General features: G+C 39.1%; 27 protein-coding genes, 1 other RNA gene and 2 riboswitches. Of the genes, 19 read left to right on the top strand and 9 right to left on the bottom strand.

Going from position 1 to position 24748, the window contains the following annotated elements:
* The first annotated feature begins 232 nt into the window (after nt 1-232).
* Genes ACRPLQ_RS12100 through ACRPLQ_RS12090 form a run of 3 tightly spaced genes read left to right on the top strand, consistent with a single transcriptional unit; the run spans nt 233 to nt 2741 of the window.
* Nucleotides 233-1012 carry an SDR family NAD(P)-dependent oxidoreductase gene (locus ACRPLQ_RS12100; protein WP_028413524.1) on the top strand — a complete coding sequence of 260 codons (780 nt, stop codon included), beginning with the start codon at nt 233-235 and terminating at the stop codon, nt 1010-1012.
* A 12-nt stretch (nt 1013-1024) separates the two neighbouring features.
* On the top strand, nt 1025-1327 hold the full coding sequence (locus tag ACRPLQ_RS12095) for an ArsR/SmtB family transcription factor (protein WP_033578848.1): 303 nt from the start codon (nt 1025-1027) through the stop codon (nt 1325-1327).
* Between the two features lie 13 nt (nt 1328-1340).
* Complete coding sequence (locus tag ACRPLQ_RS12090) at nt 1341-2741, top strand: aldehyde dehydrogenase (RefSeq protein ID WP_432236017.1); 1401 nt, start codon at nt 1341-1343, stop codon at nt 2739-2741.
* A gap of 27 nt (nt 2742-2768) precedes the next feature.
* On the opposite strand, the gene tenA is transcribed toward ACRPLQ_RS12090, so the two are convergent.
* Nucleotides 2769-3458, bottom strand: a complete 690-nt coding sequence (tenA, locus tag ACRPLQ_RS12085; RefSeq protein ID WP_028413521.1) for a thiaminase II — start codon at nt 3456-3458, stop codon at nt 2769-2771.
* A 95-nt stretch (nt 3459-3553) separates the two neighbouring features.
* Nucleotides 3554-3652: riboswitch (TPP riboswitch) on the bottom strand.
* A gap of 226 nt (nt 3653-3878) precedes the next feature.
* Here tenA and ACRPLQ_RS12080 point away from each other — a divergent pair.
* The 3 genes from ACRPLQ_RS12080 (at nt 3879) to ACRPLQ_RS12070 (ending at nt 6620) form a co-directional block, all read left to right on the top strand.
* Nucleotides 3879-4625 (top strand): TspO/MBR family protein, encoded by a 747-nt coding sequence (locus ACRPLQ_RS12080; protein ID WP_028413520.1) that lies wholly within the window; start codon nt 3879-3881, stop codon nt 4623-4625.
* Between the two features lie 301 nt (nt 4626-4926).
* On the top strand, nt 4927-5109 hold the full coding sequence (locus ACRPLQ_RS12075) for a hypothetical protein (RefSeq protein WP_013056847.1): 183 nt from the start codon (nt 4927-4929) through the stop codon (nt 5107-5109).
* 176 nt (nt 5110-5285) lie between these two features.
* Nucleotides 5286-6620, top strand: coding sequence for a sodium-dependent transporter (locus tag ACRPLQ_RS12070; RefSeq protein ID WP_432236016.1), 1335 nt, complete (start codon nt 5286-5288; stop codon nt 6618-6620).
* 30 nt (nt 6621-6650) lie between these two features.
* Here the strand turns inward: ACRPLQ_RS12070 and ACRPLQ_RS12065 are convergent, their stop codons facing one another.
* Nucleotides 6651-7226, bottom strand: coding sequence for a cell wall hydrolase (locus ACRPLQ_RS12065; protein WP_432236015.1), 576 nt, complete (start codon nt 7224-7226; stop codon nt 6651-6653).
* A 250-nt stretch (nt 7227-7476) separates the two neighbouring features.
* Here ACRPLQ_RS12065 and ACRPLQ_RS12060 point away from each other — a divergent pair, with 250 nt between their 5' ends.
* The 5 genes from ACRPLQ_RS12060 (at nt 7477) to ACRPLQ_RS12040 (ending at nt 12368) form a co-directional block, all read left to right on the top strand.
* Nucleotides 7477-8508 (top strand): LacI family DNA-binding transcriptional regulator, encoded by a 1032-nt coding sequence (locus tag ACRPLQ_RS12060; protein WP_034265726.1) that lies wholly within the window; start codon nt 7477-7479, stop codon nt 8506-8508.
* An 89-nt stretch (nt 8509-8597) separates the two neighbouring features.
* A complete protein-coding gene (locus ACRPLQ_RS12055) occupies nt 8598-9323 on the top strand; it encodes a ThuA domain-containing protein (protein WP_028413517.1) in 726 nt (241 codons plus the stop codon).
* A gap of 32 nt (nt 9324-9355) precedes the next feature.
* Nucleotides 9356-10381, top strand: coding sequence for a Gfo/Idh/MocA family protein (locus ACRPLQ_RS12050; RefSeq protein ID WP_033578851.1), 1026 nt, complete (start codon nt 9356-9358; stop codon nt 10379-10381).
* Nucleotides 10382-10393: 12 nt separating this feature from the next.
* Nucleotides 10394-11398, top strand: coding sequence for a Gfo/Idh/MocA family protein (locus ACRPLQ_RS12045; protein WP_165635970.1), 1005 nt, complete (start codon nt 10394-10396; stop codon nt 11396-11398).
* 1 nt (nt 11399) lies between these two features.
* Complete coding sequence (locus ACRPLQ_RS12040) at nt 11400-12368, top strand: sugar phosphate isomerase/epimerase family protein (RefSeq protein WP_165635971.1); 969 nt, start codon at nt 11400-11402, stop codon at nt 12366-12368.
* 67 nt (nt 12369-12435) lie between these two features.
* Here the strand turns inward: ACRPLQ_RS12040 and ACRPLQ_RS12035 are convergent, their stop codons facing one another.
* Complete coding sequence (locus ACRPLQ_RS12035; protein ID WP_432236014.1) at nt 12436-13044, bottom strand: DNA-3-methyladenine glycosylase; 609 nt, start codon at nt 13042-13044, stop codon at nt 12436-12438.
* 464 nt (nt 13045-13508) lie between these two features.
* On the opposite strand from ACRPLQ_RS12035, the gene ACRPLQ_RS12030 reads away from it, so the two are divergent.
* Nucleotides 13509-15008 (top strand): UDP-N-acetylmuramoyl-L-alanyl-D-glutamate--2,6-diaminopimelate ligase, encoded by a 1500-nt coding sequence (locus tag ACRPLQ_RS12030; protein ID WP_323873754.1) that lies wholly within the window; start codon nt 13509-13511, stop codon nt 15006-15008.
* A 97-nt stretch (nt 15009-15105) separates the two neighbouring features.
* Here ACRPLQ_RS12030 and ACRPLQ_RS12025 read toward each other — a convergent pair whose 3' ends face one another.
* Nucleotides 15106-15612, bottom strand: a complete 507-nt coding sequence (locus ACRPLQ_RS12025; RefSeq protein ID WP_013082979.1) for a hypothetical protein — start codon at nt 15610-15612, stop codon at nt 15106-15108.
* Between the two features lie 173 nt (nt 15613-15785).
* Between ACRPLQ_RS12025 and ACRPLQ_RS12020 the strand changes: the two genes are divergently transcribed.
* The 5 genes from ACRPLQ_RS12020 (at nt 15786) to thiE (ending at nt 20232) form a co-directional block, all read left to right on the top strand.
* Nucleotides 15786-16247 carry a GNAT family N-acetyltransferase gene (locus tag ACRPLQ_RS12020; protein ID WP_234943124.1) on the top strand — a complete coding sequence of 154 codons (462 nt, stop codon included), beginning with the start codon at nt 15786-15788 and terminating at the stop codon, nt 16245-16247.
* 246 nt (nt 16248-16493) lie between these two features.
* Entirely contained in the window at nt 16494-17093 is a 600-nt protein-coding gene (locus tag ACRPLQ_RS12015; protein ID WP_028413510.1) for a TetR/AcrR family transcriptional regulator, read from the top strand.
* Nucleotides 17094-17189: 96 nt separating this feature from the next.
* A complete protein-coding gene (locus ACRPLQ_RS12010) occupies nt 17190-18407 on the top strand; it encodes an MFS transporter (RefSeq protein WP_028413509.1) in 1218 nt (405 codons plus the stop codon).
* A gap of 176 nt (nt 18408-18583) precedes the next feature.
* Nucleotides 18584-18692: riboswitch (TPP riboswitch) on the top strand.
* A 75-nt stretch (nt 18693-18767) separates the two neighbouring features.
* A complete protein-coding gene (gene thiM, locus ACRPLQ_RS12005) occupies nt 18768-19574 on the top strand; it encodes a hydroxyethylthiazole kinase (RefSeq protein WP_013056862.1) in 807 nt (268 codons plus the stop codon).
* A 13-nt stretch (nt 19575-19587) separates the two neighbouring features.
* On the top strand, nt 19588-20232 hold the full coding sequence (gene thiE, locus ACRPLQ_RS12000; RefSeq protein WP_028413507.1) for a thiamine phosphate synthase: 645 nt from the start codon (nt 19588-19590) through the stop codon (nt 20230-20232).
* Nucleotides 20233-20259: 27 nt separating this feature from the next.
* Here thiE and ACRPLQ_RS11995 read toward each other — a convergent pair whose 3' ends face one another.
* The 3 genes from ACRPLQ_RS11995 to ACRPLQ_RS11985 form a co-directional block, all read right to left on the bottom strand.
* Nucleotides 20260-20688, bottom strand: coding sequence for a pyridoxamine 5'-phosphate oxidase family protein (locus ACRPLQ_RS11995; RefSeq protein WP_013082985.1), 429 nt, complete (start codon nt 20686-20688; stop codon nt 20260-20262).
* Between the two features lie 147 nt (nt 20689-20835).
* Nucleotides 20836-21013: non-coding RNA, 6S RNA (ssrS, locus tag ACRPLQ_RS11990), on the bottom strand.
* 109 nt (nt 21014-21122) lie between these two features.
* The gene (locus ACRPLQ_RS11985; RefSeq protein WP_034265740.1) at nt 21123-21743 is read right to left on the bottom strand and encodes a hypothetical protein; all 621 of its coding nucleotides are present in this window, start codon (nt 21741-21743) and stop codon (nt 21123-21125) included.
* Between the two features lie 153 nt (nt 21744-21896).
* On the opposite strand from ACRPLQ_RS11985, the gene ACRPLQ_RS11980 reads away from it, so the two are divergent.
* Nucleotides 21897-22349, top strand: a complete 453-nt coding sequence (locus ACRPLQ_RS11980; RefSeq protein ID WP_165635973.1) for a helix-turn-helix transcriptional regulator — start codon at nt 21897-21899, stop codon at nt 22347-22349.
* 27 nt (nt 22350-22376) lie between these two features.
* Here the strand turns inward: ACRPLQ_RS11980 and ACRPLQ_RS11975 are convergent, their stop codons facing one another.
* Together ACRPLQ_RS11975 and ACRPLQ_RS11970 are read right to left on the bottom strand one after the other, a co-directional pair.
* Nucleotides 22377-23567, bottom strand: a complete 1191-nt coding sequence (locus ACRPLQ_RS11975; RefSeq protein WP_165635974.1) for an anti-sigma factor — start codon at nt 23565-23567, stop codon at nt 22377-22379.
* Nucleotides 23564-24058, bottom strand: coding sequence for an RNA polymerase sigma factor (locus ACRPLQ_RS11970; RefSeq protein ID WP_013056868.1), 495 nt, complete (start codon nt 24056-24058; stop codon nt 23564-23566). The genes ACRPLQ_RS11975 and ACRPLQ_RS11970 overlap by 4 nt, the downstream gene beginning before the upstream one ends.
* Nucleotides 24059-24479: 421 nt before the next feature.
* On the opposite strand from ACRPLQ_RS11970, the gene ACRPLQ_RS11965 reads away from it, so the two are divergent.
* Nucleotides 24480-24710 (top strand): YkvS family protein, encoded by a 231-nt coding sequence (locus ACRPLQ_RS11965; protein WP_013056869.1) that lies wholly within the window; start codon nt 24480-24482, stop codon nt 24708-24710.
* Nucleotides 24711-24748: the final 38 nt, after the last annotated feature.

The following is a 24748-nucleotide window of genomic DNA, read 5'->3' as shown; positions in this document are numbered from 1 at the left end:
TCACTTGTTTTCCTGCTAGGTGACAAAGGTTGTCAAAACTAGACGACATTAGCCTTCTATGTAAAGAAAACGCATATTTTGTAAAAAAATGTACAGAAATGCGCAAATGGCAAAAATGGAAAACATAAAAGAAAAGGAGAGTATAGAAAACAGTTGACGGGAAAAAATGAATCCTATAAGATAAGTTTAAATGTTTAAGTTCTTGAACATATAAACATAAGGAGTGAACACTATGTCACAGCATTATGCGCTCATCACCGGTGCGTCCGGAGGAATAGGTAAAGAGTTAGCTTATCAATTCGCAAAGGATGGCCATTCTTTAATTTTAGTTGCCAGAAGTGCTGATAAACTAACAGCGATTAGAGAGAATTTAAAATCTACTTATAATATTGACGTGATAACGGTTGTAAAGGATTTATCAAGAGAAGAAGAGATACAGTCACTGTATGAAGAACTTAAAAATAAAGAAATGCACGTTGATTATTTAGTGAACAATGCAGGTTTTGGACTATACGGTAAATTTATTGAAACAGCTTTAGATGAAGAGTTAAACATGATTGACTTAAATATCCGAGCATTAACTCATTTAACAAAATTATTTTTACCCGATATGGTCAAAAGAAATCACGGGAAAATTTTAAACATTGCGTCCGTTGCTGCATTTATGCCGGGTCCGCTTATGACAGTGTATTACGCAACAAAAGCGTACGTATTATCTTTCACAGAGGCCCTTGAAAATGAATTAAGAGGTACCAATGTAACGGTAAGTGCTCTATGCCCGGGTCCAACTAAAACGGGTTTTAGCGACCGGGCTCAGCTGAGCAATTCCAAGCTTTTTCAAAGCGGTGCAATGGATGTAGAAGCAGTTGCTAAAGCGGGCTATAAAAAATTTATGAAAGGGCAGACGGTTATCGTACCAGGAGTACAGTTTCGTCTCGCCACCTTCATCCCGCGCTTTGTACCAAGAAAGTGGCTTTCATCCGTTGTCCGCAGAACACAAGAAATTAAATAAAGGAGAATATTTATGAGTGAAAAAGCAGTGGAGTTATTTCGTGCCAGCATTCCTATTTTTCAGGCTCTAAGTGATTCAGCAAGACAAGATATTATTTTGCTGCTCGCGGAAAAAGAGCCTTTAACCGTTAATGAAATTGCAAACGAGTCTACTTTATCACGACCGGCAATTTCTCATCATTTAAAAATTTTACGTGATCAAAAGCTTGTGCAAATTGAGCAAAAAGGAACGCAGAGATATTATTCATTGGCTTTAAACGAGGCAGTTGAGCTATTAAAAAGCTTGCTTGCTACAGTTGAAGCTGAATGTTTATAGGGAGATGAAAGAGATGAACCACGAGCAATTCTATATCACAGATGAAACGGTCATTGAACATATTGTCTCTACACAAAAGCAGTATTTCTATGCACAAAAGACAAAGAGCATCAGCAGCCGCATTCAAGCGCTGAATAAGCTCAGAGACGCAGTAAAACAAAACGAGCAGAGAATTATGGATGCTTTAAAACAAGACTTGAATAAATCTGAAGTAGAGGCGTACACGTCGGAAATTGGGATTTTACTAGAGGAAATTCGGTTTACGCTTAAGCATTTAGTAAAATGGATGAAGCCTAAAAAAGTAAAAACCGCTTTAACACACGTGGGCTCTAAAGGGAAAATTGTGCCTGAACCGTATGGAGTCGCGTTAATTATTGCTCCGTGGAATTATCCGTTTCAATTAGCGCTGTCTCCTTTAGTAGGAGCGATTGCCGCTGGAAACACGGCGATTATAAAGCCTTCTGAATTAACGCCTAGCGTATCTCGGGTTATACAAGAATTACTAGCTGAGGCTTTTGATCCCGCATTTGTGACGGTGATTGAAGGCGCTGTAGACACGACGAGCATGCTTTTAAAACAGCCCCTCGATTATATTTTCTTTACGGGAAGTGTAAATGTAGGGAAAATTATTATGCAAGAAGCAGGAAAGCAGCTTATTCCCGTCACGCTGGAGCTAGGAGGAAAAAGTCCGTGCATTGTACATGAAGATGCAAACCTAGATCTTGCAGCGAAGCGAATTATGTTTGGCAAAGGAATGAATGCAGGCCAAACGTGCGTTGCTCCCGATTATTTGCTCGTGCATAAAAAGGTAAAAGCGCAGCTAGTGGAGAAACTTCGCGAAGCGATTTATCAATTTTACGGTAGTAATCCGCTTGAAAGTGAGCGCTACGGCCGTATTGTCAGTGAGCGCCATTTTATTCGGCTAGTTGAGTTTTTAAAAGACGGAAACGCTATAGTTGGAGGCGGGTATAATAAAAGTACGCTCACAATAGAACCTACGGTGTTAAGTGAAGTAAGCTGGACATCAGACGTTATGCAAGAAGAAATTTTTGGGCCTATTCTTCCTATGATTGAATACGAAACGCTAGACGAAGTTATTCATAAAGTTCAAGAAAAAGCTAAGCCGTTAGCTCTTTACTTGTTTACGGAAAGTGCAAATGTACAAAATGTCATAACGGAGCGTCTTTCATTTGGAGGAGGCTGTATAAATGATACGCTTATGCATATCGCTACGCCATATTTACCCTTTGGCGGAGTTGGAGAAAGCGGTACGGGCCAATATCATGGAAAAGACAGCTTTCAGACATTTTCTCATTTTAAAAGCATGCTGTCTCAAACAACCAAGTTTGATTTGTCATTCCGCTATCCTTCAGAGAAACAAAACTTGAAAATGATTAAAAAATTATTGAAATAAAAAGCCTCCTGATAGGAGGCTTTTTCGTTATTTTGAAAGTGAAAGCTGAGAAAGCGGCCATTTTTCTTGTGTATACGCCATTTCCCAAAATAAATACTCCAGCTCACAGCTTTTGATAAAGTGATCTTTCATACGATTACGTTCTTCTTCAGTCGCTTGTTCGGCGAGTTCATCAAGCTTGTTACAAAACCATTGTGTTGTGCCATTCATTTCTTCATTATTATAAAACTGAATCCATTCATAAAAAGGATGAGAAGGAGATGGATTTACTTGTTCTGTAATGCGCTGGCCAATTTCAACGTACGTCCACGGACATGGAAGAAGCACGGCAATGATTTCCGCTAAGCTGCCTGTATGCGCAACGCTTGTCATATGGTTAATGTAGTGGCTGGCCGTTGGTGAAAGAGCCTCAGTGTGGAGGTCTTCATAGCGTACGCCTGCTACTTCACAAAAATTATTATGAGGGTGTACTTCACTATGTAATACCGTAGAAATGCCGGCATTAAAGGCTTCCATTTCGGTACGCGTGCGGCATTTTGTTAAAGCAGCGCCGTAAATGCGGACAAATGCTGTTAAGTATTCGTAGTCTTGAGAAACGTAGTGAATAAGCGCCTCTTTTGGCACGTCTCCTTCAGCAATTCCTTTAATAAAAGGGTGGTTAAAAATGGCTTCGTAAATATAGTTTGCTTCTTGTCTTAATTGAGATGAAAATGACATCAAAATCCTCCTTTAATATGAGGAAGTCACAAACAAGCACATAAAGGAAATAAAAAACACTCCGTTTATAAACGGAGTGGCAAATGACAGTACAAAACTGAACATTGCCACTTTCCTACGCTGGTATGAGCCAGATCAGGTTCAAAGGGATCAAGAAAACTTGTCTCAGCCGGTCGGCACCCCTAGTGGACTTCCTATTAGTCTATGTTTAACTTACCATATATTCTGAAAAATAGAAAGCGTTACGGAAAATTGTTCCCTAACGGTTTTTATCTCTTAAAGAGGTAGCTTCTTGAAGCTATTTTTAATCATTTTTGTTTAAAAATGCATATTTTTAGGGAAGAAGAGGTATTAATGAAGGGAAGAGCCGTTTTCGTCTCCGAAACATGCCCATATAAATAGAAGAAAGGAGAGAACAAAATGGCAAAATTTCGTTTGTATGCTGTATTAAATACAGTAGGCTTGGCTATTACACTTCTTGTGAATTATTTAGCAAATGCGATTCCAATAGGAGGCAAAACAACGGCAGAGGCTTCTGCGCAAGTTCCTACGTTGTTTACACCAGCCGGTTATGCCTTTGCTATCTGGGGCGTTATTTATTTGTTATTAACCATTTGGGTTATACGCCAATTTTTTGCAAGAGAAGATCAAAAGGAAATATATGCACGTATCGGCATTTGGTTTTTTCTAAACTGTTTGTTAAATAGTGCGTGGATCTTTATTTTCCAAAACGATTACTATAAGTTATCCCTTTTAGTTATGCTCTTTATTTTAGGCACATTAATGATTGTATATTCCATTATTCAGCATTCTCGGATGACGACATGGTTTATGCGTCTGCCGATTTCGCTTTATCTTGGATGGATTTCTGTTGCGACTATTGTTAATGTATTTGTCGTATTTCAAGCAAATGGAATACAGCACTTGCTTGGCCTAAATGAATTAGCATGGACGATTATTATGCTGCTGGTAGGGGCTGCGCTGGGCATTATGTTTACATTAAAAAACCGAGACGCTGTTTATCCGCTTGTTTTTATTTGGGCTTATATTGCCATTGCGGTGAAACAAAGTGGAAATCAGCCAATTGTCATTACTGTTATCATCTCGATTGTTTTATTAGCAATTGCTATTATTGTGGGACTGATTAAACGCTATAGACGTTTTTAAAAAGAAGCTCTAGCTTTTGTAAGCTAGAGCTTTTTATGATGCTCTTTTGATTGTAAAAAAGCAGCTGTAAAAGCAATTAAGCTAATTAAAATACCAAAAGGAACAACAATTGGTACGAATGATAAAATAAATGTCATAAGCGTAACCTCCATGTTGCATCGGTGCATAATGAAAAATTCAACTTTTTAAATTGAAGTTCCGCTATTATAGTATGCTAGGCTTTATGTTTGGAGCCTATATGTTTAGAAATAAACGAAAAAGGCAACATACGTTACATATAGTTTATATAGGAGGAGTTAAAATGGAAACATATTTAGTGGCTTACACAGATAAAGACGATATGGAATATAAACAAGTGACGTGCGAGAGTTATGAAGATGCAGAGCGTACGGTTCTTCGTTTAGAGAGAGAAGGGCATATGCATATTGAAGAAATATCAAATCAAGAAGCCTACCGTGGAGACGAATCATCGTACAGAGAATAATTTTTGAATAGAAACATCAAACTCAAAATGAAGAGGCAGCTGCTTCTTCATTTTTTCTATTCTATATAGATATCGTTTTATAGAAAAAAGTAAAACGGGAATGATTTTCTTCTACATTTATGGTACAGTACTAATCAGGTGAGTTTTGAGTTTAGAAGAGGAGAGAGTAACATTATATGAGTAAAGGAAATCAGTGGTCTTCACGCCTCGGTTTTATTTTAGCATCTGCTGGGGCAGCAATTGGTCTAGGAGCGATATGGAAATTTCCATACGTAACCGGAACCAGTGGCGGTGGAGCATTTTTTGCGTTGTTTATTTTATTTACAATTTTTATTGGATTGCCGCTTCTGTTGGCAGAATTTATCATTGGAAGACATACGGGAAAAGAAGCGATTAGTGCTTATAAGGCAATTGCTCCAAAGTCCGCTTGGGTATGGATTGGCAGGCTGGGAGTACTCAGCTGTGTCGTTTTGCTTTCCTTTTACAGCGTCGTTGGCGGCTGGGTGATTTTATATACGATTATGAGCGTAACCGGTATGCTAAGCGGAAAAGAGTACGGTCCGTTGTTCAATGCCGTCATTAGCCAACCTTATGTGGTATTAGGTGCACAGGCGCTGTTTTTATTAATTACAGTGTTTGTTATTTCAAAAGGCGTACAAAAAGGCATAGAGCGTGCTAATAAATACATGATGCCGCTGTTATTTATCTGTTTTATCATTATCGTGGTTCGCTCTTTAACATTAGACGGAGCTATGGACGGAGTAAAGTTCTTTTTAAAACCGGATTTTTCAGCCATTACAGGGTCATCTGTTCTCTACGCGCTCGGTCAGTCGTTTTTCTCGCTTTGCGTAGGATTATCCTGCATGGTGACATATAGCTCTTATTTAGGGAAAAAAGTAAGCTTGACGCGTTCAGCGGGCACCATTGCTATTTTGAACTTGTTTGTTTCGCTGCTTGCAGGCTTGGCTATTTTTCCAGCTGTTTTTTCATTCGGATTAAAGCCAACCGAAGGACCTGGACTTTTGTTTGTGGTCTTGCCAACAGTATTTGAGAAAATGCCGTTTGGCACCGTCTTTTTAGCACTGTTTTTAATTTTATTTCTATTTGCTACGCTTACGTCTGCTTTTTCACTGCTGGAAATTATCGTAGCTGCTTTAACTAAAGACGATCAGACAAAACGAACTCGCTACGCTTCTTTATCAGGGATTCTTGTGTTTGTAGTAGGTATCCCATCAGCGCTTTCGTTTGGTGTACTAAAACATGTCACACTTTTTGGCAGAAGTATATTTGATGTAGCTGACTTTTTTGTGAGCAATTTAATGCTGCCTCTTGGAAGTTTAGCCATTGCGATTTTTGTGACATTTAAAATGAAAAAAGAAGCCGTGTATGAAGAGTTTATTTCAGGAAGTACAAAAGGCGCTAAATTATTCAACGTATGGTTCTTTCTAGTTAAATACGTATTACCTATTATTATTATAGCTGTTCTGTTAAGCTTACTTGTTGCATATTAAAAAAAGCACTCATCTGAGTGCTTTTTTTGTTTATTTTGCAAAAACGTGATTTCTGATTGTAATCGTAACCTGTTTTTGACGAAGCCATTGATCGCTTGTTTTATCTGGGTTAAAGAAGAATAACGAACCTTTTCCTTGACCTCTAAACGCTAGTGCTTCATTTACAGCTTTTTTTGCTTCAGCATCCGCTGCTTTATTAATTTCACCGTTTTGTACAGGTGTAAACTGTGTACCTTGATAAATGACATCATGAATAGAGTTTGGGAAAGAATCGCTATCCACGCGGTTTAAAACGACTGTTGCTACAGCCACTTTGCCAGCGTAAGGTTCACCTTTTGCTTCAGCTTGTACAAGGCGAGCTAACAATTCTTTATCGCTTTCGCTAATAGAGTTAGGGATTGTTAATGTTTCATTTGCATTAATAGAGTCGGTAGATTTGTGATTCGCTTCTTTTAACTGTTTAACCGTAACGCCGTATTCAGCGCCAATCTTGTAAAGAGTCTCTCCGGCTTTTACGCGATGGGTTGTTTCAGCGGCATTTGCCCCGTGACTCATGCCGAACATAGGAACTGCTAGTGCTCCAATAATTGCTAGTTTCTTAAACATAAAGTAAGTACCTCCTGAAATCCTTTTGAACGCCCCTTTTATCACGGATCGGTGCGTGCTGTGCACCGAACTTTATATGTACGTTTCAAAGATTAACAGGTGTCAATACATCTTGTCACTGCTTAAAACATACCAATCTAGGAAGATATTATAATAGTTAACAGATAATTTGAAAAATACGTTGACTGATAATAAAGGAGTGAATTATAATGAACGAGTAAATAGTTAACCGTTTAACTGGAGAGATTTTATGGGAGAAAAGATAACGATTCGTGATGTAGCAAAGCATGCAGGGGTGTCTGCAGCTTCAGTATCTTACGTCTTGAACGGAATTAACAAAGTATCCGATGAAACAAAAGAGCGAATTTTAACAGCGGTAAAAGAATTAAACTACGAACCAAATTTAACCGCCGTTAGTCTTTCGAAACAAAAGTCAAATATGATTGGCGTGATGTTCCCGCTTACAGATGATTCACTTTCTACTATATTTAAAGATAACCATTATTACAGTGAAATGATTAGTGGAATTGAATATGTAATCCGTAAGCATGGTTATGATCTAGTCATATCTGGAGTGAGTAGCCCAGCTGATTGCCTAAAATGGATTCGAACGAGAAATGTTGATGGTCTTCTGTTTTTAGGAGCCTTCCCGCATCGATTGTATGAGAAAATGAAAGCGTTATCGAATCCGATTGTGCTAGTTGATACATACGAAAGGTACGAACGTGATTATCATCATATTTCTGTAGACGATGAGTATGGAGGATATCTCGCTACAACACATTTAGTGAGTTTGGGGCATAAAGAAATTGCCTTTGTTGCTCATCACCTCGTCAATAGTCCAGTGGATAAAAAGAGGTATATAGGCTACGAGAAAGCATTAAAAGAAGCGGGCATTACACCATCAAAGACGTTTGTTTTTGAAGTGAACGAAAGTTCCTTTGATAACGGTTACAATTTAGGGAACAAGCTGCTGCAAGATCATAAGGATATTCGGGCGGTTTTTGCATCCTCTGATACGCTGGCGCTTGGAATTATGAAAGCACTGCAAGAAAAGGGGAAAAGAATTCCGCAAGACTATTCAATCGTAGGGTTTGACGACATCACGTTTAGCAGCTATGCATCTCCAAGTCTAACAACCATTCGTCAAGATGTATTTAACAAAGGAGTCGTCGCCGCGACGTCTGTTATTCAAGCAATCGAACACCGTTTCAGCACGCTGCAGCATGTAAAATTATCGGTTGAACTTGTTATTCGAGATTCGACTGCTAAGCGCGAGTGAACCACAGTAAGTTAACCGGTTAACCAAAGTTTAGCATTGATAAAAAAAGGGGATATAAGTTAGCATTCACAAAAAAAGGGGATATGAAAATGATTAATGTTACAGTATGGAACGAAAATCGTCATGAACAGAAAAATCCGGTTGTAAGAGAAATTTACTCTGAAGGCATTCACGGTGCCATCGCTTCTTTCTTAGAAGAAGGAGGATTTCGTACGCACACAGCAACATTAGACGAAGTAGAACACGGGTTGACTGAAGAAGTATTAAATCAAACGGATGTTTTAGTATGGTGGGGTCATTTAGCACATGACGAAGTAAAAGATGACATCGTTGAGAAAGTAAAGCAGCGCGTGCTAGACGGTATGGGGCTTATTGTCTTACACTCAGGTCACTTTTCCAAGATCTTTAAAACGCTAATGGGCACAAGCTGCGACTTAAAATGGCGTGAAGCAGATGAAAAAGAGCGCTTGTGGGTAGTAGAACCGAGCCATCCGATTGTGGAAGGTATTGGTGAATTTATCGAGCTTGAGCGCGAAGAAATGTACGGAGAGCACTTTGATATTCCAGCACCTGATGAACTGATTTTCACGAGCTGGTTTGAAGGCGGAGAAATTTTCAGAAGCGGCTGCACGTACAAACGCGGAAACGGAAAAGTATTTTATTTCAGACCTGGACATGAAACATATCCAACATACCATAACAAAGACATTCAGCGTGTCATTATGAATGCTATTAAATGGGCGAAGCCAGCAGAGAGAAAACGTCCTGTTTACGGCAATGCGCAACCGCTTGAATCAATCGCTGTTAAAAACTAATGAATAATGCTTAAGCAAAGGGGATAGGAAAGATGGCAAAAGTAAAAATTGGCGTTATTGGGTGCGGAAGCATTGCGCAACACCGTCACTTACCAGAATATAAGATGAATGAACAAGTAGAATTAGTAGCCGTTTGCGATATAAACACAGAACGTGCAAACAGCGTAGCACAGCAGTACGGTGTAAAAGCCTACACAAACTATGAAGAACTTTTAGCAAGCGGTACAGTGGAAGCAGTGAGCGTATGTACGCCCAATTATCTTCATGCGCCTATTTCGGTTGCAGCGTTAAACAGCGGAGTTCATGTTCTGTGTGAAAAGCCGATGGCAACATCAGAAGAAGAAGCGAAAGCGATGATTGAAGCAGCAAAAACAAACGGTAAAAAACTAATGATCGGACATAATCAGCGCTTTGTAGCTTCTCATCAAAAAGCTCGTGAACTTATTGAAAAAGGGGAAATCGGTAAAATTTATAGTTTCCGTACGGCTTTTGGCCACGGTGGTCCTGAAGGCTGGAGCGTGGACGGAAAAGAAAGCTGGTTCTTCAAAAAAGACGAAGCGTTTATTGGTGCTATGGGGGATTTAGGCGTTCATAAAACCGATATGCTCCGCTACATATTAAATGAAGAAATTGTAGAAGTCGGTGCATTCGTGGAAAGCAATGCAAAAGACTTTGCAAATGTAGACGACAATGCTGTGTGCGTATTAAAAACGGAAAGCGGGATTATCGGGACGCTTGCGGCAAGCTGGGCTTACAATGGAAAAGAAGATAACTCCACGATTGTTTACGGCGAGAAAGGGATTCTTCGTTTAGAGGACGATCCGACGTATTCATTAGTTGCACAATATGCAACGGGTGAAGTGGTGAACTATGAATTAGGAAAAATCCAGTCGAACGATGAAGGCGGACAAAGTAATTCTCACGTCATTGAACAATTTGTAGATGCAGTTGCAGAAGATAAAGAATCTCCGGTTCCTGGTGAAGAAGGATTAAAATCACTTGCTGTTATTTTAGCAGCTTTAAAATCAAGTCAAACGAAACAAATTACGCGCGTGTAAGAGGTGAAAAACGTGAGAATTGGCATAATCGGAGCAGGAGGGATTGCTGTAAGCAGGCATATCCCGGCATTCAAACAACTGGGTGATGAATGTGTGATTTGGGGGCTTAGCGATATTAATAGTGAAAGAGCCACAGAGGTAGCCAATGAACATAATATCCCTCACGTATTTGTTGATTACAAAGATATGTTTAAAGAAGTGGATGCTGTATGTATTTGTACACCTAATAAATTTCACGCCGAGTTTGCAGTAGAAGCGCTAAAAGCAGGCGTTCACGTTCTATGTGAAAAGCCGATGGCGATGTCTAAAGAGCAAGGTGAAGAAATGCTTGCTGCTGCTAGAGAATCAGGTAAGCAGTTAGCGATTGCGTATCACTACCGATTCATGAAAGAAGCGCAGGCTGCAAAAAAAATGATGACAGAGGTAGGGCGTCCATTAGTTGCACGTGTCAGAGCAATGCGTCGCCGTAAGGTTCCCGGTTGGGGGGTATTTACGAACAAAGATCTTCAAGGAGGAGGCAGCTTAATTGATTACGGCTGCCATTTGCTTGATTTAACGCTTTGGCTAATGGGAAACCCAAAGCATACTGAAGTACTGGGAAGTACATATAATGACCTGAGTAAAACGCCTAACCAATTAAATCAATGGGGAGCATTTGATCATGAAACATTCGGTGTGGATGATCATGTAACGGCCTATATTAAATTTGAAAATGGAGCGTCGCTTCTTTTAGAAACTTCTTGGGCTGCTAATATCGAAGATGATGAAGAGCACGTAAGCATATCAGGGGTAGAGGGCGGTTTAAGCGTGTTTCCGTTTGAACTATACACGTCCAAAAACGGTATGCTTATGAACAGTACGTCATCTTGGATAGATGGAGAAGATGATTACAGCTTAAGTCAGGCTAAAAATTTCGTTGAAGCGTGTAAAGGAAATGCTGAATTAGTAGTAAAGCCACAAGAAGCGCTTCAAGTCTCAGCTATTATTGATGAAATATATCGCACAGGGGGAAATTAAAATGAAACTTGGAGTATTCACGGTCTTATTTGCGGATCTTTCTTTTGAAGAGATGTTAGATAAAGTAAAATCAGCAGGTCTTCATGCTGTTGAAATCGGAACGGGAGGTTATCCGGGAAACAGCCATTGTCCGCTAGATGAGCTGCTTGAAGATGAAGAAAAAAGAGAAGCATATATGAAGCAGATAAAAGACCGCGGACTTACAATCAGCGCATTTAGCTGCCACGGCAATCCTATTTCACCTGAGGCAAGTTTTGCAAAAGAATCTGACGAAACGCTTCGCAAGACCATCCAACTAGCATCATTAGTAGATGTTCCAGTGGTTAACTGCTTTTCTGGAACAGCAGGAGATCACGAAGAAGCGAAGTACCCAAACTGGCCTGTTACTCCTTGGCCTAACGAGTATGGAGACGTATTGAATTGGCAGTGGGAAAATAAGCTTGTTCCTTATTGGAAAGAAATTGGAGAACTAGCGGAGGAGCATAACGTAAAAATTGGTTTAGAACTTCACGGTGGATTTTTAGTTCATACTCCGTATACGCTCCTAAAGCTTCGCGAAAAAACAAGTCCAGCGATTGGCGCTAACCTTGATCCAAGTCATTTATGGTGGCAAGGAATTGATCCGGTAGGAGCTATTAAAATTTTAGCAAAAGAAAATGCGATTCATCATTTCCATGCAAAGGATACGTACTTGGACCAGGATAATATTAACATGTATGGACTGACGGATATGCAGCCATATGGAGAAGTCCAAACGCGTGCATGGACGTTTAGATCCGTAGGATGCGGACATGATGTAAAAGAGTGGTCTGATATGATGAGTGCCCTTCGCACATACGGATACGATTATGTAGTCAGCATTGAGCATGAAGATCCAATCATGTCGATTGAAGAAGGATTTAAACGCGCGGTTACAAACTTACAAAGTGTATTAATTGAAGAAACTCCGTCACAAATGTGGTGGGCGTAAGCAAAAAGAAGCATCTCTAAAAAGAGGTGCTTCTTTTATTTTCGATGATAAATTATTTGCCTTTTGTTCACCTGAATTTCGATACAAACGGGTGATTGGTAACCCAAAAGCGCCAAGGGTAATCCTTCGCTTCACCAGAATTATCAATGCCAACGCGAGGTCCGGCGGAAATCGCTGAAGGAGTGAAGCCACGAGCAATATAAAGAGGAGGGGTGGTTAAATCATGACCGTACAAATCCATTGAAACCCCTAGTGCTTTTGTTAGTTTCCCAGGACCGTTTGTCCAATTTATTTCATTTTCCATCCCTCGACGTCTAGTTTTCATCAAATCTTTTCCGCTAAATGGCTCAATAGCTCGAATGAGGACGCCTTCTGGACAATCGATGTCGCTGCTTACAACATTGAGTAAACAATGTGTATGCATTGTATGCGTATAGGCATGACCAGGAGGACCGAACATTACCTCTGTTCTTTTTGTGCGCCGGTTATTAAAGCTATGAGCTGCTCGGTCGAAAGGCCCTTTATAAGCCTCTGTTTCCACAATAAAACCAGATGCAGCTCCTTCTGCCGTTTCGTGAACAAGAAGACATCCTAACAGCGACTGAGCTAGTTCAAGCGTAGGCTGTTGATAAAACGAAAGAAGAAGTGGTTCAATCGCTAAAAGAGAACGCGTCATTTGCTGTAGTCCATCCTTTCAAAGCAAAGTCATTCACGCTGTTATTGCGCATCTTTTATTATGATGTTTTCTTTGTTATTTTGCAAAGGGAGGGACTGGTTAATACAAGTAATCTTTCTTCCCCCCCTTTCAAGTATTTATCATGATTCAACTTACTCTATGAAATCATTTTATTTTAAAGAAGGGTTTCGTTTTGCACGTGTAGGGGGAATATTTTACTACAATACTTCGCTTTTGCTGCTGGTATGATATACACAGTTCATCCATACTTTACATGCTTTTAGTTTTAAAAAATAGTGATCCGTCTTTTCTTTATTTTCGTTCTACACATGAAAGCAAAATAAAAAGATTGAATGGTAGAAAGTTCTTTATAAATGGAAATAAAGAAAAAATATCCTTCAAAGAGTATTTAAGGGATTTTAGAACATATTAAAAATAAAATTTATACACTGTGAGGAATAGCTATGAACATCCACTTTGATACATTAACGAATTTATCAATTAAACATATTTTTGGGCCTGCATCTCAAACGATCAACCATCTGACATATCATTCAAAGCAGGTTCACGACGGATCAGTATTTTTTAGTATAAAAGGTGAAAATGAAGATGGACATGGATATATTAAAGAAGCTATAGCTAGAGGAGCCGTAGCAGTCTTTGGGACAAGCATTGAGGAGCTGCGTCTTTTGAGCACTCAGTATTCTCACTGTACGTTTTTAGCTGTTGACGACGTTCGCAAAGTAATGGCGTCTTTTTCTAAAATGTATTTTGATTATACGGATGAAAAAATTGAGACAATTGGCGTTACAGGTACAAATGGTAAAACAACCGTAGCAGCTTACGTAAGGTCGCTTTTAACTCTTTTAAAATTGCCAACAGGATCGATTGGAACGACCGGCATTTGGTCATCAAAGCAGAAGTTAGTTTATAAAAAAAGTACGCCTACAACACCTGAGTCGGTAGACTTGCATAAAATTTTTTATGATTTGTATACAAGAGGTGATGAAGCGGCAGTGATGGAAGTATCTTCGATTGCGATTGATCAGCAACGAGTAGAAAATATTTATTTTGATGTAGCCATTCATACAAACTTATCGGAAGAACATTTAGAGTATCATAAAACGTTTGAGCACTATAAAAAATGCAAGATGAAATTATTTCAACAGGCCAAACATGCCGTTATTAATATAGATGATCAGGACATGGGCAAAGACTTAAGCAGGGTATTTGAAGGACCTAAAGTCACGTATAGTTTATTAAATAACAAAGAGGCAACTCTGCAAGCAACAAACATCACCGTCAAAGAAGGAGGCTCTTTCTTTGATTTACTTTATAAAGGACAGTCATACAAAGTAGCAGTGCCTGTATATGGTGATTACAACATTGCTAACGTGCTAGCGGCCATTGGTACAGCTCTTCACTTTGAATACCACATTGAAGATATTATTAGCGTACTTCCTCAATTGGAAAGTCCAGAAGGGCGATTTCAGGTGATAGAAGGTCCTAATAACCAAAAAGTGATTTTAGACTATGCCCATACGCCTGTTGCCCTTACGCGTTTGGTAGAAGAAGTAAAAAAGATGGAGTATAACCAGCTGATTGTCATGATTGCAGGGATCGGCATTCGAGATTTTAATAAAATGCCTAAAATGGCGCGTACCATTGAAGGAAAAGCTGATGAAATTATCGTAACGGTTGATCACCCAGGTTATCATGATCCTAACGTAATTGTAGATCAAGTGATGACAGGTTTTTCGAATCCGAGCGCAAGCAATATTCACCGCGCCCCTACTCGAACAGAAGGAGTATTAAAGTCGCTTTCTTTAGGAAAGGCGAATGATATTATCTTACTTACAAGCGGCTGTATTAACGGCGCTCAGCTTGTAAAAGGAAACGAAATTCCGCATTCAGATGAAGAAATTATTGCCTCTTATTATGCATCGTTAAGCAATATTTCCTGATATTCTTCTTCATTTATTGAACGAACGTGGAGAAATTGAAACATCATACGAAAGAAGGTCTCTTACTGTTTTTAGAGACCTTCTTTTTGCATGGGAACTATAGGCTGTTTTCGCGCTGTGTTTTTGGTTCTTCAATTTTTACATCATGTTCTTTAGCCAGCTTTTTAATAGCTGCATTGTAATCGCGTATACCTTTTCGTGCTTCATCAAGCATAGCGTTTGCCTCAGCAATAAGGTTGCGGTCCTGCTTTTCCAAAGCACTGACAATTTTAATAAAAGCATTATACTGGGTATTGGCAGCCTTTATATAGCCTTCATGAACCTTTCGAAGATCGTCGGTTTCTACATCGATGTTTTCCAGTTCGTCAACAAATTTACGATAGGTAGGAATGACTTCACTCGTCATCGTATCGTACATAACAGCGTCACTTGTGTAGTTAGCGCCTGTAACGGAATCGTATGCGTCAATCGCCTCTTTTTCAAGCTGAGCGGCTTTCTTTAAATCTTGATTGTTATAATCGATTAAATCATCTTGAACAGGATCACTAAAGCAGGCGGATAATAAAAACAAAAGAGGGACAAGACAAAATAAAACTTTCTTCAACGAATTTCACCTCCGTTTAACAATGTATGAAACATCTGCTTGGCAAAGTCTGTTTTAATAACTGGAGAAAAAGAAGGGAGTGTATAAAAGGATTTTTAAAGGTCGACAGTGAATGTATTCATAAGTTGGTTTGTAGTTGACCACCCTTTAGTAGCAGGAAGGAAGAGAAGATGATTAAAATAAAAAGAGACCACTTAACGAACAATGAAGTTATTGAGCTAGTAAGTTCTCACCTTCAAGGAATGAACTTACATTCCCCCCCTGAAAGTATTCATGCTCTAGATATTGAAAGTTTAAAACAACGTAATATTACGTTTTGGAGCGTGTGGGAAGGAAGTCAGCTAGCAGGGTGCGGAGCTGTAAAAGAGTTAGATGAGCACCACGGAGAAATTAAATCGATGCGAACAGCTACCGCTCATTTGCGGAAAGGAATTGCTAGAGAGCTGCTGCAGTACATAATAAATGAAGCGCAAAAACGAGGGTACCGACGCTTAAGCTTAGAAACAGGATCCGCACCTGCTTTTGAACCGGCTAGAAAGCTATACGCCAGTTTTGGATTTTACGAGTGCGAACCGTTTTCTACCTACAAAGAAGATCCATACAGTGTGTTTATGACAAAGAAATTGAATGAGTAAAAGACAGGAAAGCAGGCGCAGATGATTTGTTTATTTGTATGCAAACTGTGCGCGCAAGCAGCTGTCATTTATCCTGTTAGCAAGTAAGCTTTTTAGGAGGCTTTGTTTTGGTCATGATTCATATAAAAAGGTATAAACTAGGTTTTCTCACTAGACAAAAAGGTTTTTCCTATGTAGTATAGGTGTCAGATAATACAAAACGAATGTTCAGTATAAATAATAAATGTACGGGGCGGTGGAAATAGCTTGAATAAAAAAAAGCTTCAAAGTGAACAAACCAAAAGAAAAGTGGCAGATGCCGCTAAAGCATTGTTTTCTCAAAAAGGCTATAAAGCTACATCTATTGAGGAAATTGTAGAAGCTACGGGAAGCAGTAAAGGGAATATTTATTATCACTTTAAAAGTAAAGAAGGGCTTTTTCTTTATTTAATAGACGAATGGGATCTTGAGTGGGAACGAAACTGGAAAGAAAGAGAGTCTCTTTACAAAACAACAAGAGATAAGCTTTTTGGAATAGCGGAGCAAATCATTTTAGATGATTTGAATCATCCTCTTACGAAAGCTGCGGATGAGTTTTTTAACAACGAGGAGAAGGGCAGCGACATCGAAGAGCGAATTGATGAGATGGTGAAACGACACGTGGAGTTTAACCGGGAACTTTTGCAACAGGGCATCGATGAAGGCGAGTTTTCTCATAAAAATGCAGAGCAACTTGCAGTAATTTTAGAAGGGTTGTTTGTTGGAATGAGCCGCATGTCTCGAAAAACGAGTACGGAAAATGCCCTGCAGCTTTACCATTCAGCAATCGATGTATTTTTAAACGGAATTATAGCAAGGTCTTCTTAAATAAGCGGGGATGCTTATTGCGGCAATGAGTAATCCCTCATTATTTTGTATTTTTATAGACCGAACGTTCAGTATTTTTGTAATCAGGAGGTTTATATGTCATTATTGTTAAGAAATCGAGCGGCGATTTTGCTGCTCATGCTAAATATTTTTATTATCTTTACGGGAATCGGTCTCGTTATTCCAATTATGCCAACCTATATGACGGAGCTTCATATCAACGGCAGCGTGATGGGGCTTTTAGTAGCGGTGTTTTCACTAACTCAATTTCTGTTTTCGCCTTTAGCGGGGCGATTATCCGATTCGTTAGGGAGAAAGAAAATTATTGTAGCGGGAATGATTGTTTTTGCCCTGTCTGAATGGTTCTTTGGTTCAGTGAGTACACCTCTTTTATTATTTGTATCCAGAATGCTAGGTGGGGTCGGAGCCGCGCTTATTATGCCTGCTGTTATGGCCTATACAGCGGACGTGACGTCTGCTAAAGAACGCGCTAAAGGAATGGGCTATGTGACGGCAGCGATTACAACAGGATTTATTATCGGGCCCGGTATTGGAGGCTTTTTAGCTGAATACGGCATGCGCGTGCCATTTTACATGGCCGCAGTAGCAGGAGGCTTGGCTGCAGTGATTACGCTTTTTGTTTTGCCGGAGTCTCGTCCTGTACAAGGTCATGCTGTTTCAAACAATGAGAATCCAAAAGAAGATCGGCTGCTACTGCAGCTTATGAATTCCTACAAAGAACCTTATTTTTTAAGTTTAATTATCGTTTTTGTGACATCGTTTGGATTATCCAATTATGAAACGATCTTTTCACTATTTGTTGATCATAAATTTAGCTTTACGCCAAAAGATATTGCGTTTGTTATTACGTTTGGCTCTATTGCAGGGGCTGTTGTGCAGGTTACGATTTTTGGCTGGATTTTAAATAAATTCGGTGAAAAAAGAGTGATTTCGTTTTGCTTGATGATGACGGGACTTTTTATTTTACTTACACTATTTGTGCACACGTACTGGCTTATTATTGTTGTGACATTTATCGTCTTTTTAGCAACAGATATTTTACGTCCGGCAATCAGCACGCAAATGTCGATGATGGCACAAGACGACCAAGGGTATGTAGCCGGACTAAATTCTGCTTATACAAGTCTTGGTAATATTATTGGACCTGTTGTAGCAGGCTTTCTTTTTGATATAAACATTAATTACCCGTACGTATCAGCTGCACTTGTACTGCTGCTTTGTTTTCTTTTATCTTTAAGAGCAGGGAAGGACCGAAAAACAGCTGTGAGAAATCAAGCGATTCAAGAGAAATGATAGAATTTTTAGGGGATAGAAGACCTCCAGTAGTTTACTGGAGGTCTTTTAATGATGCTTTTAGTAAAGCTGTAAGATTTACAACACCACTCAGCCTATAGCGAAGCTTTATTTTATGGGCAAAACAGTGAAATGGTTGCAAATAAAAAAAGTTAATAGTAAACTTTAAACGTAGTAATAAATAGTATGGGAGCTTGCGCGGGGCAGGCTGAGAGTACAGGGGCGCCTGTTGACCATTTGAACCTGTTGGATAATGCCAGCGCAGGGAATGTGAGTACATACCAAAGCACTTTGCGCATGCAAGGTGCTTTTTTGTCTTTTTTTTGCAGTGTTAAAACTAAATGAAAAGAGTGAGAGAACATGGATATTAGTAAAATTTCAGCTCAATTAGAAAAAGTAAGAGATACAAGTCCGCTTGTTCATAATATTACGAATGTTGTGGTAACCAATTTTACAGCAAATGGACTGCTTGCCCTAGGAGCGTCACCTGTTATGGCTTATGCGAAGGAAGAAGTGGCTGACATGGCTCGAATCGCCGGAGCGCTTGTCTTAAATATGGGTACACTGACGGCTCAAGAAGTAGAAGCGATGAGAATAGCAGGAAAATCAGCAAATGAAAACGGCGTGCCGGTTATTTTCGATCCTGTAGGAGCCGGAGCGACACCGTTTCGTACAGAAGTGGCACGTCAGCTTGTAGAAGAATTAAATATTGCCGTTATTCGCGGTAACGCTGCTGAAGTTGCGAATGTAGTAGGCGAGTCATGGCTCATTAAAGGCGTTGATTCATTAGAAGGGCAAGGAGACGTCATTGAACTTGCTGAGAAAGCGGCGAACAAATTAGATACAGTGATTGTTATTACGGGTAAACAAGATGTAATCACGGATGGAAACACAACGTATACAGTAGACAACGGTCACCCGTTATTTACGAAAGTGACGGGGACTGGATGTCTGTTGACATCAATTATAGGAGCTTTCGCTGCTGTAGAAAAAGAATATGTCGAGGCAAGCGTTGCTGCTTTAAGTTTTTACGGAGTGGCAGGTGAAATCGCCGCAGCGAAAAAAGGTGAAGAAGGGCCGGGAAGCTTTCAAATTGAGCTCTTAAACCAGCTTCATCTTTTATCTGGGCAGGATATTGAATCATATGCAAGAGTACATCAACGTTAAAAGGAGCCGGAAAATGACAAACGAAGAAATCAAAAAGCTGCTGCAAGTTTATTTTATAATGGGCAGTAATAACTGTAAAAAAGATCCGAAAGAAGTATTAAAAGAAGCAATTGAAGGCGGCGTTACCGTGTTTCAATTTCGTGAAAAAGGCGAGGGTGCCCTAAAAGGAGAAGCGAAATATCAGCTGGCGAAAGAACTTCAGCAAATTTGTCAGCAGCACAGCGTTCCTTTTGTTGTGAATGATGATCTTGACTTAGCGATCCGCTTACAAGCGGATGGCGTTCATATTGGACAAGAAGATGAAAAAGCTCATATTGTTCGAGAAAAAATAGGAAAAGGAATTGTGGGCGTCTCTGTTCATAATATACAAGAGCTGCAGCAAGCCATAAAAGACGGGGCGGATTATGTAGGAATGGGACCTGTTTTTCCTACTTCTACAAAAAAAGACGCAAAAGCAGTGCAAGGTACAAAATTAATTGAAGAAGTGCGAAACCAGAATATTGACTTTCCAATTGTAGGAATCGGTGGCATCACGCCTGAAAATGCCAAACAAGTAGTAGAAGCAGGTGCAGATGGTGTTTCTATTATTACCGCGATTAGCTTAGCAGCGTCTCCAAAAGAAAAAGCAGCTCAATTGAAAGAAGCTGTAGGAAAATAAAAAAAGCGCACAGTGTGCGCTTTTTTATTATAGCTGAACGGTTTGAGGAGTTTCTTCGCCTTCATTCATAAAGCGAATTTCGTTTGGTGTAATTTCCAGAACAACATACTCAGGGTCATTTGGACCGTCAAACCATTCTTTCATGTGATCGTTCCATATACGTCCTTTTAATTGATCACCAGTACGAAGAACAGCTGTCCCGGATAATTCTAAGTATTGATCGCCATATCCTTCGCCGCTGTAGCCCAATAGTACGTGCACGTTCGGATTGGCTTCGATTTCTTCTGCCTTATGTGTATTGATATTTGTTGGTGTGTAAAGAGCGATACCATCTTCATCGCTGAAAAATGTCATATAGCGAGAGTGGGGTTTGTTGTTTACAACTGTGGCTAATGTTCCTACACGATTTCCTTCTAATACTTCATTTACTTTTTTAGCAATTTTTTGTTCATTCATTTTATCCATCTCCTTTATTACCTTTTATGTTCCTCAATCGAAGATAAATAAAACATACATGTCTAAAAAAAATATAAGTTAACAATAAAATAATTATGTAAACTAATAAATAAAAAAATAAAAAAAGCTAGCTACAGCTAACTAAAAAATAAGCCCGCACTGCCGTAACCCTAAGTGTCTTAAATACCCAGATCTACTAGGTGGGTGCCCTCATAGCCGGGTTTAGCGTCCCAAGAAGGGCGTGCTATCTGCAGCTAAATTTTGAGCTCCCTTTTAACACTCAAAGGTTTAAGACAACATGAGTATACGCACAGCGCAGGTATGTATAACAAATGTAAATAAAATGCCGATATATAAATGTTTTCTAATTAATCAACTTTCATCGTACAAGAAATGATTATAACGGAATAATGAATGGAACGCAAGACTTTTATTTAAAGTTTTTCTTCTCTAACATCTTGGCGGTTATGCCGTAACAAAATAAAAAAAGGGCCCGCAACTGGAATGAAACATAAGAGAAGGTAAGGCCGGGATGCTATCTTTTCTTTTGTCATAACGGAATAAGAAAGCCACGTTAAAACAAAAAAATCAGCGGTCATCACGCTAACAAGCTGTGACTGCATAAAAGCATCTTCATAAGCTCTTATTGAACCTATGGATAGTCCGTATACGTAACCAGCAATCGTGAGTGCTAAGCATAGTCCAATCCATAGACGAGAAGAAATGATGGCAATGAAACGCGAAGGAATACGCGAACGTGTTCGAACTTTTTGTCCTTTCCAATGATAATAGAACAAAAGAGAAAAAGCTCCAAGCGCAAATGATAGGAGAGAAAATGGCCATCCAGGCAGTTTGTACGTATCTTTTTTACAAATCATTACCATGAACAATACTGGGAAAAGCCCTAAAAAAGAGAATACCATAACTACGAGCGGATCTACCTGTTGAAAATTTCCTGTGACAAGGTTTTTAAACAGCATATCATCAGCGGCGCTTGCTCCCGGAGCTAGCAGAAAGGCGTATAGTACAAGCATAGTCCATACAATGATGTACATATTCTCAACTCCTTTTAATTGTTTTAGTATACAAAAACCATTTCAGTATATTTCCCCGTTTTGTGATGAAGGGAAACGCTTGAAACTCTTCTTTAATTAGGTGTAATATTACACTAAAGACATGTGCGTGTATAGAAAGAAAGGGCTGTAAAAATGAATAAACAAGAAGTGATTAAATCAGTATCGGATAAAATACGATTAATTCGTTTAGAAAGAAACTATTCACAAGATAGAATGGCTGAAGTCATTGGTATTTCCAAAAAAACATTGGTTCAAATTGAAAAAGGGCGCACGGAAGCAGGGTGGACGACTACTGTTGCAGTATGCGGTTTGTTTGGTGACAGTGAAATCCTTCAATCGGTTTTAGGAGACGTCCCCTTAGAAGTAGTAGAAATCATTGCTCATAACGGCGTATCTTCTCCAAAAGATAAAACGCTCGGAGGAAGAGTATGGTGGAAAGAGATTCAAAAAGAAGGTTCTTTTCGTCTGCAGCAAAATATGATTAGTCAGCACTATCGTATTTTAGATGACCAAGACTATCGATGGTTTAGTTCATTTGATAAAAGCGAAGCTGTAGAAAGATTTAAAGAATTAACAAAGAAATAAAAACAAGCACTTGCTTTCAAGTGCTTGTTACTGATTCATTAACGTGCCGGATGAAGGACGGTTGAACCAATTCCATAGCTCTACATCTCCAAGTGACGCATAGGTGATAGACGGATCATTTTTTAATTTCAGAAGCTTTTTGGTAGGTCCTGTAATCACAACGCCGTACACACCGACTCCATGTTTTTTTACATAAGAATATCGCTGCTTTAGCAACAAATCGGAATGGTCTAGCTGACGAACTTTTTGGACCGTTTCTTCATTATCGGCTAATAGTTTCATCATACCTAAAACGTTCGACTTGCTAGTAGAGTGCGTTTGATTTTCTTTGTGCTCGTAAGGCAAGTCTAAAAACTCTGGAAAGCCAAATGTTGATGTTAAGTCAATTAATGGCTCATCTTTTGTGCTTGTTTTTTGTTCGTTCCCTGTATTAAGCGCGTACCAAGAGGTAGAAAAATCACGGCTGTCGATGGCGTTCATTTTTTGCTGAACTTCTTTTAGCGAATACGTATCATCAAAAGAAATAGCCACTTCACTTACCGTTCCTTTAGGTAGGTTTTCTAATGCATTCCATGTTTCATTCGTCCATTCCTTATACTCTTTTGCATGTAGCTTTAGTTTTTTTGGATCAGGATAGACAAAGGAAAGGTTAAGATCGTATTTACCGCCGGAAAATTCTTTTTCTACACCGCTCGTTTTATCAAACAGCTGATGAAATGTAAACGTCCCAATGGCCTGCTCTTCACGTCCAATTTGCTTATAAGCTTCCATTTGCGACTGCATTCGGAAAAAGGACTGTGTATCAGAAGTGGTTTCACGTATATGAACGTTCGGAAAAGCAGATTCGATAGCCGCTTGATTGACGCTGTTTATGTATTCGGTTTTTGATTGATGATAATATACAATGGATAAAAAGCTGCCGATAATCCATAGCAGAACCACAGAGCTAATGACAGTTGTCACATTTGAAAGGCGCTGCTTCCATTTGGCGATATAAATGGACTTTTTAACTTTTTTATTATCCAACATCGTATCGTCACTTAGTGAAGTAGTTGATGGAGTGGGCGATAACGGTTCATCTTCGATTAGCAAGTGCTCTAAATGAGCTGAGCATGCTTCACAATTTTCCGTATGTTGTTCAAGTGTTTCTGCTTCTTTGTCTGTCAAAGTGCCGTTTTTATATTTTTCCCATTGATGCTTCATATCTTGACAGCTCATCCGTCCTCTTCCTTTCTTTTTTTCAATTGTTGACGACCACGATACAAGTCCATTTTCACTTTTGACAGAGTAAAGCCAGTCATTTCTGCAATCTCTTCATATGTGAAGCCATGATAATCTCGTAACAGTACAATATTCTGCTTAGCCGGAGGCAAAGCAGATACATCAGAAAGCCAGCCGTCGATTTCACTTTGAATCATCACTTGTTCTTCAGCACTTGGCTGAGGAGTAAAGTGCCATTCTTCTATTTCGACAGTAGGGCGTTTTTTTTCTTTTCGATACCAGTCAATAAAGGCGTGATAAGCAATTTTGAACAGCCAAGGCTTCACTTCCTCGCCTTTATACGTTTCTAAGTGTAAAAGTGCCCGGTAAAAGGTCTCCTGCATTAAATCTTCCGCTGATTCTTTTCTGCGAGTAAGAGAGAGAAGATAGCGCAGCAAATCATGCATGTGCTGTTTATAAATGTGTTCAAAGTTATGCTGTTGTGCCATTTTCTCCCCCTTTCATTTAATCAACGCAATTTGTGGATAAAAGTTTCGGTTTTTTTATCAAAAATCGTATGTAATAGATAAAAGATGCTTAAAATACGATATATAGCTTATCATACTAAAAAGAAAATCATATGAAATTCGACATAATTCCGTGTAATTTGTCATTTTTTTAAAAAACTAAAGGGTAATTGGTGTTCGAAGGAAACAGAAAATGTTATGATAGAACAAGGATGTGCTCTTACAAAAAACAGCTACATACATAATAAAAAATACAGCGTTTGTTTGCAAAATGAAAAAGGACAAACACATGGTGTTTAACCATGGATGTTTGTGGGAAAATAAACTAAGTATTTTCAACAAAAAGTAAATTAAATTGTGTTTTCACTTATAAAAAACACGGTAAATTGGAAAAGGTGGGGTCATGATGGACGTAGAAAATACACAAGGTACAGAAGAACAAGCACCTAAAGTCAAAGCAGCTAAAGTTGGCGATACGATTCAGCCTAAAAAAGGCGACTATAAAGGATTTAAAGGAATTGTTATGGTAGTGCGAGACAATTCGGTTATCGTAGATTTTGGGAAAGATGCTGAAACGGGCGAATCTATGAAAACAGTCGTTAATCATAAAAACTATAAAATCGTAAAAAAGTAGGTGAATAACCTACTTTTTTTTACTGAATATATGTCTAA

Source organism: Priestia sp. TRN 1309 (assembly GCF_050846875.1).
Lineage (GTDB): Bacteria > Bacillota > Bacilli > Bacillales > Bacillaceae_H > Priestia > Priestia zanthoxyli.
The sequence above is the reverse complement of the archived record's forward strand: the minus strand, read 5'-3'. Positions and strand labels throughout refer to the sequence as shown.